Annotated in this window: 19 protein-coding genes; 9 read left to right on the top strand and 10 right to left on the bottom strand. The window is 66.8% G+C overall.

Translation table 11 applies throughout. From position 1 onward, the window contains the following. Nucleotides 1-87: 87 nt before the first annotated feature. Complete coding sequence (locus J2Y42_RS03240) at nt 88-465, bottom strand: hypothetical protein (protein ID WP_309855001.1); 378 nt, start codon at nt 463-465, stop codon at nt 88-90. A gap of 464 nt (nt 466-929) precedes the next feature. On the opposite strand from J2Y42_RS03240, the gene J2Y42_RS03235 reads away from it, so the two are divergent. After that, nucleotides 930-1,565, top strand: a complete 636-nt coding sequence (locus tag J2Y42_RS03235; protein ID WP_309855000.1) for a hypothetical protein — start codon at nt 930-932, stop codon at nt 1,563-1,565. 505 nt (nt 1,566-2,070) lie between these two features. Here J2Y42_RS03235 and J2Y42_RS03230 read toward each other — a convergent pair. Next, nucleotides 2,071-2,676, bottom strand: a complete 606-nt coding sequence (locus J2Y42_RS03230; RefSeq protein ID WP_309854998.1) for a hypothetical protein — start codon at nt 2,674-2,676, stop codon at nt 2,071-2,073. Beyond that, nucleotides 2,673-3,263 carry a sigma-70 family RNA polymerase sigma factor gene (locus J2Y42_RS03225; RefSeq protein ID WP_309854996.1) on the bottom strand — a complete coding sequence of 197 codons (591 nt, stop codon included), beginning with the start codon at nt 3,261-3,263 and terminating at the stop codon, nt 2,673-2,675. Before J2Y42_RS03225 ends, J2Y42_RS03230 begins: the two co-directional genes overlap by 4 nt. A gap of 208 nt (nt 3,264-3,471) precedes the next feature. On the opposite strand from J2Y42_RS03225, the gene J2Y42_RS03220 reads away from it, so the two are divergent. Next, a complete protein-coding gene (locus J2Y42_RS03220; RefSeq protein WP_089878774.1) occupies nt 3,472-3,831 on the top strand; it encodes a hypothetical protein in 360 nt (119 codons plus the stop codon). Between the two features lie 51 nt (nt 3,832-3,882). Here the strand turns inward: J2Y42_RS03220 and J2Y42_RS03215 are convergent, their stop codons facing one another. Then, nucleotides 3,883-4,962, bottom strand: coding sequence for an ankyrin repeat domain-containing protein (locus J2Y42_RS03215; RefSeq protein ID WP_309858000.1), 1,080 nt, complete (start codon nt 4,960-4,962; stop codon nt 3,883-3,885). 107 nt (nt 4,963-5,069) lie between these two features. Between J2Y42_RS03215 and J2Y42_RS03210 the strand changes: the two genes are divergently transcribed. Further along, nucleotides 5,070-5,447, top strand: coding sequence for a VOC family protein (locus J2Y42_RS03210; protein WP_309854992.1), 378 nt, complete (start codon nt 5,070-5,072; stop codon nt 5,445-5,447). Nucleotides 5,448-5,472: 25 nt separating this feature from the next. Here J2Y42_RS03210 and J2Y42_RS03205 read toward each other — a convergent pair whose 3' ends face one another. From J2Y42_RS03205 to J2Y42_RS03195, 3 genes are read right to left on the bottom strand one after another with little or no spacing between them, the layout of a single operon-like run. Further along, the gene (locus J2Y42_RS03205) at nt 5,473-7,086 is read right to left on the bottom strand and encodes a PQQ-binding-like beta-propeller repeat protein (RefSeq protein WP_309854990.1); all 1,614 of its coding nucleotides are present in this window, start codon (nt 7,084-7,086) and stop codon (nt 5,473-5,475) included. Continuing rightward, entirely contained in the window at nt 7,083-7,676 is a 594-nt protein-coding gene (locus tag J2Y42_RS03200) for a sigma-70 family RNA polymerase sigma factor (protein WP_309854988.1), read from the bottom strand. Before J2Y42_RS03200 ends, J2Y42_RS03205 begins: the two co-directional genes overlap by 4 nt. 55 nt (nt 7,677-7,731) lie before the next feature. Then, nucleotides 7,732-8,067, bottom strand: coding sequence for a helix-turn-helix domain-containing protein (locus J2Y42_RS03195; RefSeq protein ID WP_309854986.1), 336 nt, complete (start codon nt 8,065-8,067; stop codon nt 7,732-7,734). A gap of 78 nt (nt 8,068-8,145) precedes the next feature. On the opposite strand from J2Y42_RS03195, the gene J2Y42_RS03190 reads away from it, so the two are divergent. Next, entirely contained in the window at nt 8,146-8,808 is a 663-nt protein-coding gene (locus J2Y42_RS03190; RefSeq protein ID WP_309854984.1) for an NAD(P)H-dependent oxidoreductase, read from the top strand. 35 nt (nt 8,809-8,843) lie between these two features. Here the strand turns inward: J2Y42_RS03190 and J2Y42_RS03185 are convergent, their stop codons facing one another. Genes J2Y42_RS03185 through J2Y42_RS03175 form a run of 3 tightly spaced genes read right to left on the bottom strand, consistent with a single transcriptional unit; the run spans nt 8,844 to nt 12,037 of the window. Then, the gene (locus J2Y42_RS03185) at nt 8,844-9,467 is read right to left on the bottom strand and encodes an NAD(P)H-dependent oxidoreductase (protein ID WP_309854982.1); all 624 of its coding nucleotides are present in this window, start codon (nt 9,465-9,467) and stop codon (nt 8,844-8,846) included. A 9-nt stretch (nt 9,468-9,476) separates the two neighbouring features. Continuing rightward, nucleotides 9,477-11,708: a heavy metal translocating P-type ATPase gene (locus tag J2Y42_RS03180; protein ID WP_309854980.1), complete on the bottom strand. Its 2,232-nt coding sequence runs from the start codon at nt 11,706-11,708 to the stop codon at nt 9,477-9,479. Further along, nucleotides 11,705-12,037, bottom strand: a complete 333-nt coding sequence (locus J2Y42_RS03175) for a heavy-metal-associated domain-containing protein (RefSeq protein WP_309854978.1) — start codon at nt 12,035-12,037, stop codon at nt 11,705-11,707. The genes J2Y42_RS03180 and J2Y42_RS03175 overlap by 4 nt, the downstream gene beginning before the upstream one ends. A gap of 162 nt (nt 12,038-12,199) precedes the next feature. Between J2Y42_RS03175 and J2Y42_RS03170 the strand changes: the two genes are divergently transcribed. From J2Y42_RS03170 to J2Y42_RS03150, 5 genes are all read left to right on the top strand, one after another. Beyond that, nucleotides 12,200-12,730 (top strand): hypothetical protein, encoded by a 531-nt coding sequence (locus tag J2Y42_RS03170; protein WP_309854976.1) that lies wholly within the window; start codon nt 12,200-12,202, stop codon nt 12,728-12,730. Between the two features lie 254 nt (nt 12,731-12,984). Next, nucleotides 12,985-13,962, top strand: a complete 978-nt coding sequence (locus J2Y42_RS03165) for an ABC transporter substrate-binding protein (RefSeq protein ID WP_309854974.1) — start codon at nt 12,985-12,987, stop codon at nt 13,960-13,962. 99 nt (nt 13,963-14,061) lie between these two features. Beyond that, entirely contained in the window at nt 14,062-15,561 is a 1,500-nt protein-coding gene (locus J2Y42_RS03160; RefSeq protein WP_309857997.1) for a sugar ABC transporter ATP-binding protein, read from the top strand. Next, the gene (locus J2Y42_RS03155) at nt 15,558-16,604 is read left to right on the top strand and encodes an ABC transporter permease (protein WP_309854972.1); all 1,047 of its coding nucleotides are present in this window, start codon (nt 15,558-15,560) and stop codon (nt 16,602-16,604) included. Before J2Y42_RS03160 ends, J2Y42_RS03155 begins: the two co-directional genes overlap by 4 nt. Further along, nucleotides 16,601-17,632 (top strand): ABC transporter permease subunit, encoded by a 1,032-nt coding sequence (locus J2Y42_RS03150; RefSeq protein ID WP_309854970.1) that lies wholly within the window; start codon nt 16,601-16,603, stop codon nt 17,630-17,632. The genes J2Y42_RS03155 and J2Y42_RS03150 overlap by 4 nt, the downstream gene beginning before the upstream one ends. Nucleotides 17,633-17,669: the final 37 nt, after the last annotated feature.

Here is a 17,669-nt window from a genome sequence, read left to right as displayed (position 1 = left end):
ACACGGAGGCGGTCACCGGTTCGTATTCGATCTTGGGATCGAGGTAGATGATCTCCTGGTCTCCGACGGCTAGCGCTAAGTCTGTGATCAGACGGCCATCTGAGTCCGGATTCTTGTCGACGACAGTCCACCATCCTCTTCTAGCAGTTCGCGACCTTCTGGAGTTGGCCGTCGATGGAGGACGTTGCCCATTTCAGTGATGAGAAGCGGCCGGCCCTCACGCGCGAGCAGTATGAGGACAACGAGGCTGGCGCGGTCGCCGATATAGGGTGGCCTTCCACCGTTGCGTTTTCCGGCGAGCTGACGTTCTTCAGCTGCCCACGCCTTGATGTCCTCGAGGATGCCAGTGGAGCCGACCGGCCGGTCGGCCAGTTCGACATCCTCCAGCGGATACTTCGAACTCGGGCCGCTGTACTCGAGAATCTCTCGGTCCGTGAGAGCGGCGCCGTCCCAGTCGTCGAACATGCCGATCGTGCGGCATCTCCGACAATCTCTTCGTGGAAGTCGCCGATTGGTCGTTTGGTGAGTCGGTTGGCGTACACCGTTAGCGACTTGATGGACTTGTGCCCGGTGAGCTGCAGGAGAACGTCGATCGGCAGTCCGCGTTCGAAGTGTTCGATGATCCACGTTGCTCGCATCCACTGGGGCGCGGGATGTGGTTCTGACGGCTCGAGGACGCCGTGGTTCAGGATCACTCGTGTCGGGACCCAAGAACAGCGATTGACAACAAGCTAGGCAACGTCAGCACCCGCTCGGCGGCGAAGTTCTTGGAAGTCGACCACACGCACCTGCGTCGAATACTCGCTGGTGACTCCTACCCGGACCTCGTTTTTATCGTCCGCATGGAGTCCAAGCTCAACAAGGGTCTGTGGCCCGGACGGGTTCGGTGACAGTTGCGGGCTGGCTCTCAAGTTCCGTAGCATCTCGCCATGACTGGGGCTGACTGGGACGTCGTAAAGAACGTAGCGACTGTTGTGATCGCCTCGCTCGCCCTGCTTGTCTCTGTTGCTGTTGCGGTCCAAGCAAGCAAATGGCGTCCAAGGCCTTATCTCCAATTCAGGTTCGACCAGACCGCAGGACACATTGAGCAATTAGATCTCGACGGCTTCTTGGACCGTGCCCACATCGCGACCAGTGGTGTCGTCATGGTCAACATCACGGACTTCTGGAACCAGCCGACCGACTCAGAGCAGGTGATCCCCGGGTATCACGTCACCGTCGCAAACCACGGCAGCGGACCCGCATACGACGTTGAACTGCACATCGACATCCCAGGTGAGACGTCCTCCGCGCGAATGCTGCTCGGAGACATTGTCGTCGTTCGGAAAACTGTCCTGAAAGAAGGCGAGGAGGCCGCCTTCGTCATGTCTGATGACATCAAGTACGGGACCTCCTTCGCGGGCCGTCGACGGTGGGAAGGGTTGGAGGTGTGGGGCATCGGGGTGGAGTCCGATGGGGTGAAGCAAATCGGCTGGCTGACATGGCGGGAACCGCCTCGCAATAAGAAAGTGCGGAAACGAAAACTCGAATATCCGAACGGCAAGAGGATGGGGGAGTGGGTGTAAGCCCCTCATCGCGGCAGAGTTGCCTAAGACGCCCACCATGGCACGTCAGCGTCCCTCCCCGCATCGACCCGGACTGTGCGCTCCCCGCCAACGAATCGGCGCCGCACTGTCGGCGACTCGGGTCGTGAAGAGCTGACACTGCGGGGTTGGGTCGGCAGGCTGGATGGTGTCTCGACGGCCTCCGTGACGCAATGGTTGCGGTCACGATCTCGGCAGACGGCCATACAGCGGTGCGATTGTCCTTGACCGCTGATGAGATGGAGATCCTCGACAGCGAGAAGTCGCTCAGCGCTGTGTGATGACGTCAGACGAAACGGTGAAAGAGGGGTCGGACGGTCTGTCCGGCCCCTCTTCGACTCGCTGGGGCTTGATGAGAGCGGCGCCCCTTTCGCCTGCCAGTGCTTACTGTCGACAGCGCATCCACGGACCAAATCGCAGGAGGATCGTCGGCTAACCGCTCGAGCGCAGCCGGGTCACGGGGCGGCGTAGCGGCCTCAGCGATTCGTCATCTGTCCGGGAACGAAGCGTAGATGAGCTCCGGTTTCGTCGGGTCGCCCTCGAACTCGCAGATCCACACTTGGGGCTGGCCTCCCTGATTGTTCCCGACGGAGGACGCGAAGATCGCTACGTGACCCGCGCCGTTCTCCTGAGCGTCTCTCAGGGTGTCGGGAGTGAGGGGCCCGAACTCGGTGACACCAGGACTGGTCTGCTCCCAACTCGCGTACTGAGTTCGAACTGCTTCTTGACACATGTCTCGAAGCTGAACGGCATCGAAGCCCAGCACGGTGTAGTCGGCCGTCGACGGTGCCGACGTCTCCGTCGGCGTCGGGGTCGGGGTCGGAGCGGGGGTGACGGACGGAGGCTCCGTGTTTCGAACCTCCGGAGTCGCGGTGTAAACCATCGGCGCCGTGGTGGGCGTGAGCAGGTGGGCGTTCAGCGCGTAAGCGACACCGCCACCGGATACCAGAAGCGCCGCGATGACCAGACCGACGATCAGCGCCACGCGCTTGCGGGTACTGGTTCGCCCGGCTCGGTCCGCGCGTGCGGCCTCCACGATGGCGTTCCTCCAGGCCGCACTTCGGCCACTGTCGAAGCGGATGTCGTCATTCATCGGAAGTCTCCTTCCATCGAGACAAGCGGGGTCGTTTCATGGAGCAGACCGGCCAGCCGGGCTTTGGCCCGCGAGAGGCGTGACTTCACGGTGCCGGGAGGGATCTGCAATACCGCTGCGGCGTCGGCCGTGCTGAGCTCCTCGATGACGCACAACGAGAGGATGTCCTGATCTCTCCGCGACAAGCGCGGAAGCGCCGACCGCAGAGCGCTCCGCCGCGGGTCGGAATCCAGCCGGTCGTCGACCGCGTTGCTGTGATCCGGTGCGTTCTCCTGCTTGGGCAGAACCGTGAGCACGTGTTGGTAGCGGCGTCGTGAACGGGAGAAGTTCCGGCTGACGTTGTTCGCGGTCACCAGGAGCCACCCGATGACCGAGCCGTCGACATCGCGCATCACCTCGCGCCGCCGCCACGCCTCCAAGAACACCATCCCGGTCACGTCCTCGGCGTCGTGCACCGACGGAGTCAGACGCAGGGCATGGCGGAACACGCGGTCGCGGTGCAGGTCGAACAGGTCGCCGAACGCGTCCGGATCGCCCTCTCGAGCGCGCGCCAGCAGGGCCGGCTCATCGATGTCATCGCTTCTCACATCTCGATAATGTCCGAACCCGTGAAACGGTTCCCGCGACCCAAGCGCCTGTCTGCATCCACAGCCGCCCGCTCAGCGCGTATACGTCTGCGAGGCGTCTCGACGTGCTCAGGAGTAACCGCAAGCTTGGGCTCCCTCAACGTCGCGTTGGTGTTTCTTCTGTGTGTCGGCCGCGCTTCGGAGACGAGCCGCCCCCTACGATGCCCCTGTGTCCCGTGACTTCACTGACGAGGAGCGAATACTCCTCCACTTCCTCACGACAGGCGAGGATCCGACAGCGAAACTCGCACGGGTTCAAGTTGGCGCAGCCAAGTTCCTTGATTACTGGGGTGCGCATGATCAAAGCTTCGAGATCGAACCGGGGCCGGATGTCACCCCGCTGCCAACCGGAGACGGAATTTACAGGCCCTCAGACAAGTACTTCACCTTGGCGTCGGGCGAACAAGGTGGCTTGATGCTGTGGGTCACGTCCGGCCTGATCACTTCGCTTGAGGTCTACGGATATGGGGACGAGATACCGAGACTGCCTATTCCCGACGAGATCGCAGACACGCCACACCTTCGCTGAGACGCCTTCACAACGTCCGCAAATCGGTCGACCAGCGGGATGCGGAACGGGTCAGCCGGCGGAAAGCAGACCGAGCAGATCCATGTGCTTCCACTCGCGAGCGATGTCTGCGGCGGATTGACCATCGTCGTTGAGCGCAGTGCGGTCGGCGCCGTCAGCGATCAGCGCCGTCGCCGCTTCCGTGTTGCCGGCCTGGGCGGCGTACATGAGGGCTGTCCAGCCATCGCTGTCTCGGTGGTCGACGTCGGCACCGGCGGCGAGGAGACGTTGAACGGAACCTGAAGTGCGACCACCAGCTGCCGCAGCCAGGGGAACCTCGTCCGTGCCCGCGTTCGGGTCGGCTCCGGCGTTGAGGAGGAACTCGAGTCCGCGTTCGTCTCGATCTGCGGACGCGATCGTCAGAGGGGTCCTTCCGAAATGGTCCATCGAATCGACGGTCGCGCCGGCCGAGATCAGGATCGCCATCGCCTGCACCTGCACGCGCCTGGCGGCCGCGTGGAGCGGGGTCTCCGCATCGTCCGGATCACGCGCGTCGACGTCTTCGCCGGACGCGATCAACGCAGTCAACTCGTCGAGCCGGCCCAGCTGGGCGGCCCGATGAAGTGGTGGATCGTCGGCGAGCCACGCATCATCCCACCGTCCCCACCGCCCGGTGTCGGGACGATCGGACAGCTCGACGAACTCGTCCCACGTCGCCGGCGTTCGCTCGACTTCCGCGTCCCCGAACATCACGGCCAGTTCACCCGTCGGGCTCACCAGCACTTGGAAGCGGTATCGTCCGTCATCGAGAACGTCGAACTCCTGCGAGAGGAGTTCCGTCGAGCCGTCGAGGAGTCTCAGCGTCTCCACGTCGTCGGCGTCGTTCGCGAGCGCCGTCGCGCCGAAGAAGCGCAGAGTTATCCGGGCAAGACTCTCGAGCGCGTTCTCGGTGATGAAGGACAGCTCTGCGACACCGTCCGCACCGAGGCTCCATCGGCTCACGCGTCCGTCGTGGACACTCATATCGAGGAGAGAACGTACACCGGCCGGCAGGGTCGACTGGATGCCGTCGATGTACTCGTTGTAGGCGACCAGGCGCGCGAGGTCTTCCTCGGAGTCCAGGAGAACCGAGTCGACCCCGTTCGCGCGCATCGCCACGATGGCCGAGTCTAGCGAGATGCAGCGGTCGGAGTGCTCGCTACGGCGATGCCACCGGCGCGCCCCTTGCCACTCGCCGGCTGGAGGCCGACGGTGGGGATGTGATCCGGATCGGCTCGATCGTGTGGGGTGCTCGGGATGTGCCGTGCGCTGTCGAGTTCTGGTGCGCGGCGCTCGGCTACAGGCCGCTCCGGGAACCCGACGACGATTGGGCTCTGCTGGGGTCGGCGGAGGGCAGCGCAGACCGCGCGACGGGTCCCCAGCTCGCGATCAAGCAGGTCGGCAGCGAGGCGAATCAGAGTCCGCGGCATCACCTCGACCTCTACGCATCCGATCAAGCCGCTGAGGTTCAGCGGCTGATCGGGCTCGGTGCCCGGGAGGTCGACTGGGACTACGAGGACGATGCGGACTATGTCGTGCTGGCCGACCCTGACGGGAATCGCTTCTGCGTCGTCGACGCCGGCGAGAAGGCCCTGTGAGGACAGACTCAGCCCGTCCCGCGACTCAGCCTGCGGACATCAGTCGGTCGCCGTCCAGGCGCACCAGATAACCGCCCGCGAAGAACCAGGAACCCGGATTGGGGGCCGTCGAGCTCCACAGCTTCGCGCCCGACTGCCGGTCATAGGCGACAAGGTCGCCAGTCGGTTTGTTGGAGAAGACGTACGTGTTCTCCGGGCCGAAGAAGAGTGAGGAACCGCTCGGGACATCCGGCAGCGGCCGGGAAGCGCCCGTCGACGCTGCGAAGGTGCAGGTCCCGGTACCGTCGTGCTGGACGATGATCGCGTCGTGCTCACTATCCAGGTAGACAGTGACCAGAGGCGTAGGTCGCCCAGCGCCGGTCACCAGACCGCAGCGAGTCGCGGCTGCCGTCCAGAGGGCAGTCCCGGAGCTGGAGTCGATAATGGTGAGCTCCGATGTGGACACGACAGCGATGAGATCCGTCGCGCCGGAATACCTCGTGTCCGCACCGGGAGTCCCGGTCAGCGAGCGGACGACGAAGGTGTCGGAGTCCGAGGGTAGCTGCTTGACCCAGGTCGTCCCTCCCGAAGAGTCGAGACCGGTCAGCTCGACGGGCAGTCCAGAAGCGTCGTATTTCGACACCACAGCCGGGTGGGTCTCGGTGTTCAGGAAAGCGTTGATGCTCCATCCGGAATCCAGCCCTCCCGTCTCGAGATCGATGCGCCCGTACTCGTACGGGTATCCATTGGGGTAGGGCTCGTTCAATTGGATGCTGACAGGGAGGAAGTCGGACTCTCCCGCCGGCGGGTAGACCCAGGAGGACTTTCCAGAGATGGCCGTGGACCATCGAGGCGTCCGAGCGTCACGAGGATCGACCCGGACGATCGCGCCGGGAGTGGTCATGACGATGTCCCCGGAATCACCCGGCACGGCCACCGCGTTGAGGACGATGTCGGCCTTCTGGCCCGCGAATTCGCCCTCAGTTCTCCCAGTGGCCAGGTCGATGACCTCGTGCGGTCCGTCCCCCAAGATCTGGTCGGCGACGAGAACCCTTCCCGACGTGCCGAGCACGATCACGTCGACGTCGTACATCGGCGCTGCACGCCAGCTCCACTCACGCGACCAGATGGCCGTACCCCGCTGGGTGTCGACAAGCGATAGCGAGACGTGCTGCAGGTCGTCCTCACAATCGGGGCTGCCGTCGCCCACGACGTGCGCTCCCAGCTGGACGAGGGCCAGGCCGTCCGCGATGTCGTAGATGTCGCGCTGCTCGCAGGATCGTCCCGTGCCGGGGAGGTCGAGGGACCACGAAGCCGCTCCGAGCTGGTCGACGTCGTGCCGCTGGATCGGCGTCGTCTGAACGACGATCGGGCGACTCGTGGGCGTCGGGGTGGACGTCGGCGTCGGAGTCGGGGTGGGCGTGAGAGTGGTGCTCGGGGCTGGCGGGGGCGGGACGTCCGGCGACCCGAAGTGCAGGGCGCCGCTGAGTGCGAGCGCGGCGGTTCCACCCGCGAGGAGAGCGGCCGCGCCGACGAGGCCCGCGACAACAGCGAAACGCGTGCGTGAAGGACGTGGCGGTGCAGTGGCGACCGTCTCGTGGAGGATGTCGCGGAGGATGGCGCTGCGCGCCGGGTCGAAGGCGGGTCCGGTGGTGGTCATTCTGCACCTCCTTCGAGGGCGGGGTGGATCGGTTCGGAGACGAGGGTGAGATCGCCGAGACGGCGCTTGGCGCGGGAGAGCCGGGACTTGACCGTCCCGACGGGGACGCCGAGAGTGCGAGCCGCATCGGCCAGCGGAAGCTCTTCCAGGACGCACAGCGTGATCACGTTCTGATCTGCGGTGGACAGGGTGGCGAACGCGTCACGGACGCGTCGGTCCCGCTCCCGGTTGTCGAGGTCCTCGGCGACGTCGTCGGCGTGATCGGGCGTGCGACCGGGTTCGGACATGCGGGTGAGCGCCGCACGGTAGCGGCGCTTGCCCCGTTCCAGGTTGTGGACGGTGTTGTTCGCCGTGACGAGCAGCCAGGCGATGATGGATCCGTCCACGACGCGCACTGCGTCGCGACGGCGCCAGGCCTCCAGGAAGACGACCGCGGTGACATCCTCGGCGTCGTGCGGGTGGCGCACCAGCCGCAGAGCGTGGCCGAAGACGCGGTCTCGATGCTTGTCGAACAGCGACGTGAACGCGTCGGGGTCCCCGTCTCGCGCCCGGGACCAGGCGTCCGCCTCGTCCAAACCAGCGTTGTGCATATCCCCTAGTGTCCGATGGGCGGGAAAGGTTCCAACGCCGACCCCGCCCTGACGATCAGGGGCGCGCGGTGAGGTTTCCGGCAGCCCACTCGCCGAGCTGATCGAGGATCGGGAGCAGACGGCTGCCGCTGTCGGTGAGGCCGTACGAGACGGTCACGGGCGGGCCGGGTGTGACCGTGCGGACGATGAGACCGGCTTCGGCCAGGTCGGCGAGGCGGTCGGAGAGCACGGCGTCACTGATTCCGGGCACGGCGTGACTCACTCCGCGGAAGGTGGAGGCGCCGCTGCCGAGAGCCGACACGATCATTCCGTTCCACCGCTTGCCGAGGACGGAGAACGCGAGGGTGACGGCAGCATCACAGCGGATGACATCGTGCTCGGGCGCGTCCATGCCCCAATTCTACGCATGCTACAGTTCGCATAGTCGCTATGTTTTTAAGAGTGACTAGTACAAAGTGATTGGAGAAGCATGGAGCTGTACCGACTGGACGCCAGCATCACACCGGCCACCTCTGCGAGCCGTTCGCTCGCCGACCTGGTCGAATCCGAATGGCTGTCCACGCATCCCGATTCCCGGGTCGTCCGCCGCGACCTCGCCGCAGATCCGATCCCTGCGACGGCGTGGCCCGACGTCGTGACCTCGGGCGCCATCGCGGAGTCGGATCGTACGGATCGTCAGCGCGCAGCGCACCGCCTTGCGACCGAGCTGGCCGACGAGCTGGTCAGCGCCGACGCGCTGGTGTTCGCCGTTCCCCTCTACAACTACGGTGTCTCGCAGCACTTCAAGACCTGGTTCGACCTGGTGTACACGGATCCCCGGACGAACCCCACCGGTACCGCACTGCGTGGGAAGCCGGCGACTCTCGTCACCGTCCTGGGCGGCAACTACGCGCCGGGAACGCCCAAAGAGGGATGGGACCACTCCACCGCCTGGCTCCGCCGCGTCCTCCAGGATGTCTGGGGACTCGACCTCCGCGTCGTCCAGCGGCCCTTCACGCTCGTCGGCGTCAACCCCGCTCTCGACGCGTTCGCCGATGCGGCGGCGGAGCTGAAGAAGACCGCCGAAGAGGAAGCCGTGCACTCGGGCCGCCACATCGCACAGAGCGCCGGAGCGGCCTCGCTCGCCGGATAGAACTCACCCGACGCGGCCTCCAGAACGGCGGCTGATCATCGGCCGCCGTTCTCGTTCACGAGAGCCTCGCGCTGAGCGTCGATCGCCCGCTGGACGGCACTCACCGCTTCGTCGATGACCCGCTCGCGCGCCGCCGCATCCTCCTGCTCCGAGTCGTACACGAACGCGGTCGCCCCTCGGCGGCTGCCGCAATAGTCGATGATGCCGTGCTCGATCTGCGTTCGGAGGGCCTGCTCGTAGCCGTGCCGCTCGTAGACTCCCGCGTCATCGCCGGCGACCGGGATGAGGTGGATGGTGAGCCGGTCGAGGTTGCGACGGATGCCGTGCTCGGGGTCGACGGAGAACGCCCATCCGTTGACGAAGACGCGGTCGATCCACCCCTTCAGCTGGGCCGGCATCGACCACCAGTAGACCGGGAACACCAGGACCAGCTGGTCCGCCTCATCCAGTCTCCGCTGCTCCGCGGCCACGTCGGGAGTGACGTGCTCGCCGGTCAGGTACGTGCGGCGGTCGGCAACGGTGAATCGAGGGTCGAAGCCCTCGGCGGCCAGGTCGACGATCTCGACCGGTGACGGGTCCAACGCGCTCGCGAGTCGGTGCGCGATCTGGTTGGTCAGCGAATCATGCTCGGGATGTGCGGTGACGATGACGGTCTTCACACTCCATCTTCACCGATTCGCCGCTCGGAACCCCCTGAGCCGCAGGCTGTTGGTGACGACGAAGACGCTGGAGAGCGCCATCGCAGCCCCGGCGAGGAGCGGGTTCAGGAGGCCGAGCATCGCGACCGGGATCGCGGCCACGTTATAGGCGAACGCCCAGAACAGGTTGCCCTTGATCGTGCCGAGCGTGCGGCGGGCGAGCCGGATGGCGTCGCCGACGGCCATCAGATCGCCGCTCATCACGGTGATGTCGCCGGCGGCGATCGCCGCATCGGTGCCGGTTCCCATGGCGATCCCGAGGTCGGCGGCGGCCAGTGCCGCTGCGTCGTTGACGCCATCGCCCGCCATCGCGACGACGTGGCCGTCCTGCTGCAGCTGCCGGATGGCATCCAGCTTTCCCCGCGGTGTGACGCCGGCGCGCACATCCGCGATTCCGACGCGTTCCGCGACCGCGTTCGCGGAGCCCGCGTTGTCGCCGGTCAGCAGTACCGGGGTCAGCCCGAGCCGACGGAACTCGGCCATCGCCGCGGCGCTGGACTCCTTGATCGTGTCGCTGACGACCACGACGCCGCGCACCGCGCCGTCCCACGCGACCCCCACGGCGGTCATGGCCTCGCGCTCGGCATCACGGATCCGCTCGAGAAGCTCGACCGGCAGGTCGAGCGCCCACGCGTCGGCCAGCCACGACGCCCGTCCGACGGTGACATGACGGCCGTCGACGACGGCCTGCACGCCGAGGCCCTGTTCGGAACGGAACGACTCCGCCGTCAGCAGCGGGATTCCGCGGCGGTGGGCGCCCTCGACGATCGCCCGGGCGACGGGATGCTCGGAGCCGTCTTCGGCGGCGGCGGCCAGTGCGAGGACGGTACCCTCCTCTTCGTCCGCTGCCACGTGCACGGCGGTGAGGCTCATCCGACCGGTCGTGATCGTGCCGGTCTTGTCCAGCACGATGGTGTCGATGCGGCGGGTCTGCTCCAGCACCTGGGGACCCCGGATGAGCAGGCCGAGCTGAGCGCCGCGGCCGGTCCCCACCAGCAGCGCCGTCGGGGTCGCCAGGCCGAGCGCACACGGGCACGCGATGATGAGGGTCGCCACCGCCGCCGTGAACGCGGCCTCGACGCCGGCGCCGAGCACCAGCCAGAGCACGAGCGCGAGCAGTGAGAGGCCGATCACGACGGGCACGAAGATCGCGGAGACCCGATCGGCCAGCCGCTGTGCCTCCGCTTTTCCGGTCTGGGCCTCCTCCACCAGGCGACCCAGACGAGCCAGCTCGGTGTCAGCGCCGACCGCCGTGGTCTCGACCACCAGGCGTCCGCCGACATTCAGCATCGCTCCGGTCACGTGATCGGTGGGGGCGACCTCGACCGGGACGGACTCGCCGGTCAGCATGCTCATGTCGATCGCGGAGGATCCCTCGATCACCCGTCCGTCCGTCGCCACCTTCTCACCGGGCCGGACCACGAAGCGATCTCCGACGGTGAGGGAGGAGACGGGCACCCGTGACTCGCCTCGGTCGGTGAGCAGGGAGGCGTCTTTGGCGCCCAGTTCGAGCAGGGCCCGGAGCGCCGCGCCGGATTCCCGCTTCGCGCGGGCCTCGAAGTAGCGGCCGGCGAGGATGAAGACGGTGACCGCCGAGGCGACCTCCAGGTAGATCTCGCTCGCGCCCGAGCCGGGTTCGGCGATCAGCTGGAAGGTCATGTGCATGCCGGGCCGGCCGGCCATGCCGAAGAACAGCGCGTACAGCGACCATCCGAAGGCGGCGATGACGCCGACACTGATCAGGGTGTCCATCGTCGCTGCGCCGTGGCGGGCGTTCACCCAGGCGGCGCGGTGGAACGGCCACGCGCCCCAGACCGCCACGGGTGCCGCGAGAGCCAGAGCAAGCCACTGCCAGTTGGTGAACTGCAGCAGCGGCACCATCGACAGCGCGACGACGGGCGCGGTCAACGCTGCCGAGATGAGAAGGCGCCGCCGCAGCTCTTCCGTCTCCCGGTCGGCGGCGGATACGGCCGGTGCCTCGACCTCGGGCGGTGCCGGGACGGCGGCGGTGTACCCGGCCGCTTCGACGGTGGCGATCAGCGTGGAGGTGTCCACGCCGTCGGCGGTGATCCGGGCCTTCTCGGTGGCGTAGTTGACGGTGGCCTCGACGCCCTCCATCCGATTAAGCTTGCGCTCGATCCGGGTGGCGCAGGAGGCGCACGTCATCCCGCCGATCTCGAGTTCGACGGCTCCGCCGCTCATGCCGAGACCAGCGAGTATCCCGCCTCGCCAATCGCCGCGCGGACGGCGTCGGCGTCGAGAGGCGCGGCCGAGGAGACGGTGACCGTGGAGGTTCCGCCCGCGTTCAGGTCGACGCTGACGGCCTCGACGCCATCCAGCGCTTCGAGCTCTTCGGTGACGCTGGCGACGCAGTGCGAGCAGGTCATCCCGGCCACCAGGTAGTCGACAGAGGACGCCGCGGTGGATCCGATCACCGCGTCCGCGTGTCCGTGCGCGTCCGCGCTACAGGTGCAGGCGCCGTTCTTGTCGGTGAGACCGAGGTCGCCATGCGTGGACGTGGTGCTGCACATACTGGTGTCTCCTTTTTCGTGCCTAGGAAATGTCCCGGTGTTCGTGCCTCCACGAGGCGCGTTGTCGTCCGGTCGATGGGTCGGGTTTGAAGTACCCCCTATGGGTATAGGTTATACCCCGGCCCGGTACCGTACAAACTGCTTCTCTGTCAGGATCGACGAGTGACTCATCGGAGCTCTCGTGTCCTGACGGCCATCGGAATCGTCGCGCTCGCCCTCACCGCGACCACCGCCTGCACGACGGGTGCTGACTCGCCCGAACCGAGTGCGTCGGTCTCCGAGCCCACGACGAGCGCGAGCCCGAACCCGAGCCGCCAACCCGACAGCGGGCAGCGGGCGACCACGGGAGCGGCCGAGAGCTTCTCGGCGTGGCTCGCGGCGTCGCGCGTCCCGGAGGTGGACACGGCCTGTGCCGGACTGGCGCCCCAGCTCGTGCAGCGGATGATCGCGGAGCTCAACGCGAACGCGGGAGTCAGTGTGTCCACGTGCGAGGAGATGATCGCGGCCAGCGCTCAGCTGTACAAGGCGGCGGGACAAGATGCGAGCGTCGACATCGCCGTCCAGCACGAGACCGCGGCCGATGCCACGCTGTTCGTCACGTATGGCGCCTCCGGAGACTGCGGAACCGTCGTCATGCACCGGGCAGGCACGGCCTGGATCATCACCGAGCAGTCCGAGGAGTGCGCGCGCTGAGAGATCAGCCCGCAGCGCCTCGACCAGCCTTCCGAGGTGGCGCGCCTCGCCGAACGACGCCCGCATTCCGTGCGTGGAGACGGGCGGATGTGATGGCCCACCGGCGGAACATCCCGCCAAAAATCGATGAGTCACAGCTATTGCGCGCAAAAATTGTGAAGGCTAACATCATCACATCGGCCGCCGCCGCGGCCGAATGCAGTCACACTCACCAGAGGCATTGATGCCTCCCTGAACAAGGAGGTTTGGGAAGTATGAAACGACGTCATTTCGGAGTCATCGCCCTCGCGGCAGGCGCAGCGCTCGCTCTCTCGGCATGCTCCAGCGGAGCGGGAGGCGCGTCCGGCGATTCCGGTTCCGGCCCGATCAAGGTCGGATTCTCGCAGGTCGGCGCCGAGAGCGGCTGGCGCACCGCCAACACGAAGTCGCTGAAAGAGGCCCTGGCCTCCGACAACGGTTTCAAGCTCACGTTCTCCGACGCGCAGCAGAAGCAGGAGAACCAGATCTCCGCCATCCGCAGCTTCATCACACAGGGTGTCGACGCCATCGTCTTCGCACCCGTCGTCGAGACCGGGTGGGATGACGTGCTCAAGGAGGCCAAGGACGCCGAGATCCCGGTGATCCTCGAAGACCGCTCCGTCGACTCCGACCCGAGCCTCTACACCTCCCGCGTCGGCGACGACTTCGAGAAGGAGGGCGAGACCGCCGGCAAGTGGGTGGCCGACAACTTCGCGGGCAAGTCGGCCAACCTCGTCGTGCTCGAGGGCACCACCGGTTCCGCTGCCGCGAACGACCGCACCACCGGCTTCAACAAGGCCATCAAGGGCACCGACGTGAAGGTCCTCGACTCGCAGACGGGCAACTTCACCCGCTCCGAGGGCAAGACCGTGATGGAAGGGTTCCTGCAGAAGTACGGCAAGAGCATCAACGTGCTCTTCGCGCAGAACGACGACATGGGGCTCGGAGCGCTGGACGCGATCAAGGCGGCCGGTCTGACCCCGGGCAAGGACATCCAGATCGTCACCATCGACGGCACCAAGGACGGTCTGACGGCGCTCGCCGACGGACAGTTCAACTACGTCGTCGAGTGTAACCCGCTGCTGGGCGACAAGGTCGCCGAGGTCGTGAAGGCCGCGGTCGCCGGCAAGAAGGTGGACAAGCTCTACCTGGCCAAGGACGAGGCGTTCGACCAGGAGGCCGCCAAGAAGGCCCTCCCCACCCGTCCGTACTGACCCACCCGGTGGCCGCGGTCCGACGGGCCGCGGCCACCGTCCACCACGTCTGGAAGCAGGAGGGTCGACGTGACCACCGAAGCAACCGCCGTCGTCGAGATGCGCGACATCGAGATCGAGTTCCCCGGGGTCAAAGCCCTGCAGGAGGTGTCCTTCCGGTTGTTCCCGGGAGAGGTGCACTCGCTGATGGGCGAGAACGGGGCGGGGAAGTCCACCCTGATCAAGGCGCTCACGGGCGTCTACACGCCGGACTCCGGCAGCATCACGGTCCACGGGCGTCCCGTCGAGTTCGCCGGCACCGCCGACGCGCAGGCGGCGGGAATCGCGACCGTGTATCAAGAGGTCAACCTCTGCACCAACCTCACGGTGGGCGAGAACGTCATGCTGGGCGCCGAGGTGCGCAAGCCGTGGGGCGTCGACTGGAAGGCCACCCATCGCCGGGCCGCCGATCACCTCGCCGCGCTCAACCTCGACATCGACCCCCGGTCGCCGCTGTCGAGCCACTCCATCGCCGTCCAGCAGCTGGTCGCGATCTGCCGGGCCACCGTCATCGACAGCTCGGTGCTCATCCTCGACGAGCCCACCTCCAGCCTCGACAGCTCGGAGGTGCAGCGCCTGTTCGCGGTCATCCGCCAGCTGCGCGACCGCGGCGTCGCCATCCTCTTCGTCTCGCACTTCCTCGACCAGGTGTACGAGATCTCCGACCGGCTCACGGTGCTCCGCAACGGTCGGCTGGTCGGCGAGTACCCCGTGTCGGAACTGCCGCGCGACCAGCTGATCGGCAAGATGCTGGGCCGCGAACTGGCCGAGCTGGAACAGCTGGAGCATCGCACGGCCCAGGCACGGATCGAGCGCAATACCGAACCGGCGCTCAAGGTGCTCGGCCTCGGCCGCCGCGGCCAGATCCAGCCGTTCGACCTCGAACTCTACGAAGGCGAGGTCGTCGGCCTCGCGGGTCTGCTCGGCTCGGGCCGCACCGAACTCGCCCGCATCCTCTACGGCGCCGATCGGCCCGACAGCGGATCCACCTGGGTCAACGGCAAGCCCGCGCACATCGGCAGCCCGCGCGCCGCGGTGGATCACCGCCTCGCCTTCTCGTCGGAGGACCGCCGAAGCGAGGGGATCGTCGGCGATCTCACCGTGCGCGAGAACATCGTGCTCGGCCTCCAGGCCAAGCGCGGCTGGGCGCGGCCGCTGCCGCGCGGACTGCAGGACACCCTGGTCAGCGAGTACATCTCGATGCTCGACATCCGCCCGGCGAACCCGAACGCGCTCATCCGCAACCTCTCCGGCGGCAACCAGCAGAAGGTGCTCCTGGCCCGCTGGCTGGCCACCCAGCCCGAGATCCTCATCCTCGACGAGCCGACCCGCGGCATCGACATCGGGGCGAAGGCCGACATCCAGAAACTGGTGACGAAGCTCGCTGCGGATGGGATGGCTGTGCTATTCATCTCGTCAGAGCTCGAGGAAGTCGCCCGGTTGTCACAGCGCATCTACGTGCTCCGCGATCGTCAGACGATCGCCGAGATCGAGAACCAGGAAGGCATCGACGTGGACGACATCGTCACCCTCATCGCGAACGGACCGGCACCCGCATGATCTCCCGCGCATTCCACCATCGGCTGTTCTGGCCGATCCTCGCCCTCATCGTGCTGGTCGCCATCAACACGATCTCGCGGCCGAGCTTCCTCAGCATCAGCGTCCAGAACGGGCAGCTGTACGGCTCGCTGATCGACATCCTGCGCAACAGCGCGCCGCTCATGCTGGTCGCGCTCGGGATGACGCTGGTCATCGCCACTCGCGGCATCGACCTGTCGGTCGGTGCGGTCATCGCCATCTCGGGCGCTGTCGCGCTGAGCATCATCGCCGGATCGCCCGACCCGAATTCGCCGGGCGTCGTCGCGGTCGCCGTACTCACCGCCGTCGCCATCAGCCTGGTCTGCGGACTCTGGAACGGCTTCCTCGTCGCCGGGCTCGGCATCCAGCCCATCATCGCCACCCTCGTGCTGATGCTTGCGGGCCGCGGCATCGCGATGCTGATCACCCAGGGTCAGATCACCACGATCACCAGCGCGCCGTACGCGTTCTTCGCGTCCGGGTACGTCTTCGGCCTGCCCTTCGCCTTCTACGTGGCCGCGGCCGCAGTCGTGCTGGTGAGCGTGATCGTGCGGCGCAGCGCCCTCGGGATGCTGCTCGAGTCGGTGGGCATCAACCCGCAGGCGAGCCGGCTCGCCGGTGTGCGCAGCCGCGGCATCGTCTGGGCCGTGTACGGCGTGAGCGGGCTGCTGGCGGGTGTCGCGGGCATCCTCTACAGCTCCAACATCATGGCCGCCGACGCCAACAACGCGGGGCTCAACACCGAAGTGGATGCGATCCTCGCGGTGGTCATCGGCGGAACGTCGCTGGCCGGCGGCAAGTTCCTGCTCTCCGGCACCGTGGTCGGCGTCTACATCATCCAGACACTGACCTCCACGATCACCTTCCTCGGCGTACCGCCCGCGGTCACCCCGCTGTTCAAGGCGATCGTCGTGATCGCGGTCTGCCTCATCCAGTCCCGCCGGGTGCGCGAGTACCTGGCCACCCGCCGCCGAGCCCGTGCCGGTGCGCGGGTCAACGCAGAAAGGGTCCCGGTCGCACAATGACAACCAGCATCACGGCCCCGCCCACCGAGGGCGCGCCGAGGATCACGACCTACAGCCGCCGCCACCGCTGGCAGGTGCGGCTCGTCGCGTGGCTGCCCGTACTGGCGACCGCGGGCATCCTCGTCGCGATGTTCGTCGCGGGCGAGATCCTGTTCGGCAACTTCATCACCCCGCGGCTAATCTCCTCGCTGCTGCTCGACAACGCGTACCTGATCGTGCTGGCGGTCGGGATGACCTTCGTCATCATCACCGGCGGCATCGACCTGTCGGTCGGCGCGGTGGTCGCCTTCAGCGGCATCCTCGGAGCCCAGCTGCTGCACACCGGCTGGCCGGCGTACATCGTCATCCCGGTGATGGTGCTGAGCGGATCGGTCATCGGGCTGGTGATCGGGATCATGGTGCAGGTCTTCGACATCCAGCCGTTCATCGCCTCCCTGGCCGCCATGTTCCTGGCCCGCGGCCTCGCCTACGTCGTCAGCCTCCAGTCGCTGCCGATCACCGACCCGACGGTGCTGTGGCTGCAGTCCACCCGGATCAAGCTCGGGGGCGGCTGGTACTTCACGCCGACGGTCGTCCTCGCCCTGCTGACCGTCGCGGTCGCGTTCTGGGTGCTCCACTACACGCGCTTCGGCCGGACGGTCTACGCGATCGGCGGCAACGAGCAGTCCGCTCGGCTGATGGGTCTCCCGGTGCGCCGGGTGCGGCTGGCGGTGTACGTGATCAGCGGCACCTGCGCCGGCGTCGCGGGCTGGATCTTCGCCTCCTACACGGGGTCGGGCTACAGCCTGACCGGCCTGGGGATGGAGCTCGACGCCATCGCCGCGGTCGTCATCGGCGGCACGGTGCTGACCGGCGGGAGCGGGTACGTGATCGGCTCGCTGCTGGGCGTGATGGTCTACGGGCTCATCGAGATCAGCATCACCTACATCGGTGTCGACTCCTGGTGGACGAAGATCGTCATCGGCTCGCTGCTCCTGCTCTTCGTGGTGCTGCAGCGCTTCATCGTCTCCCGGCGACGGAGCAGGTGACCCGAGCCGCTAGAGTGCAGTCGGCGGACGGTCCGAC

It is taken from the genome of Leifsonia sp. 1010 (genome assembly GCF_031455295.1).
Lineage (GTDB): Bacteria > Actinomycetota > Actinomycetes > Actinomycetales > Microbacteriaceae > Leifsonia.
This window is presented reverse-complemented; position numbering and strand designations above follow the sequence as displayed.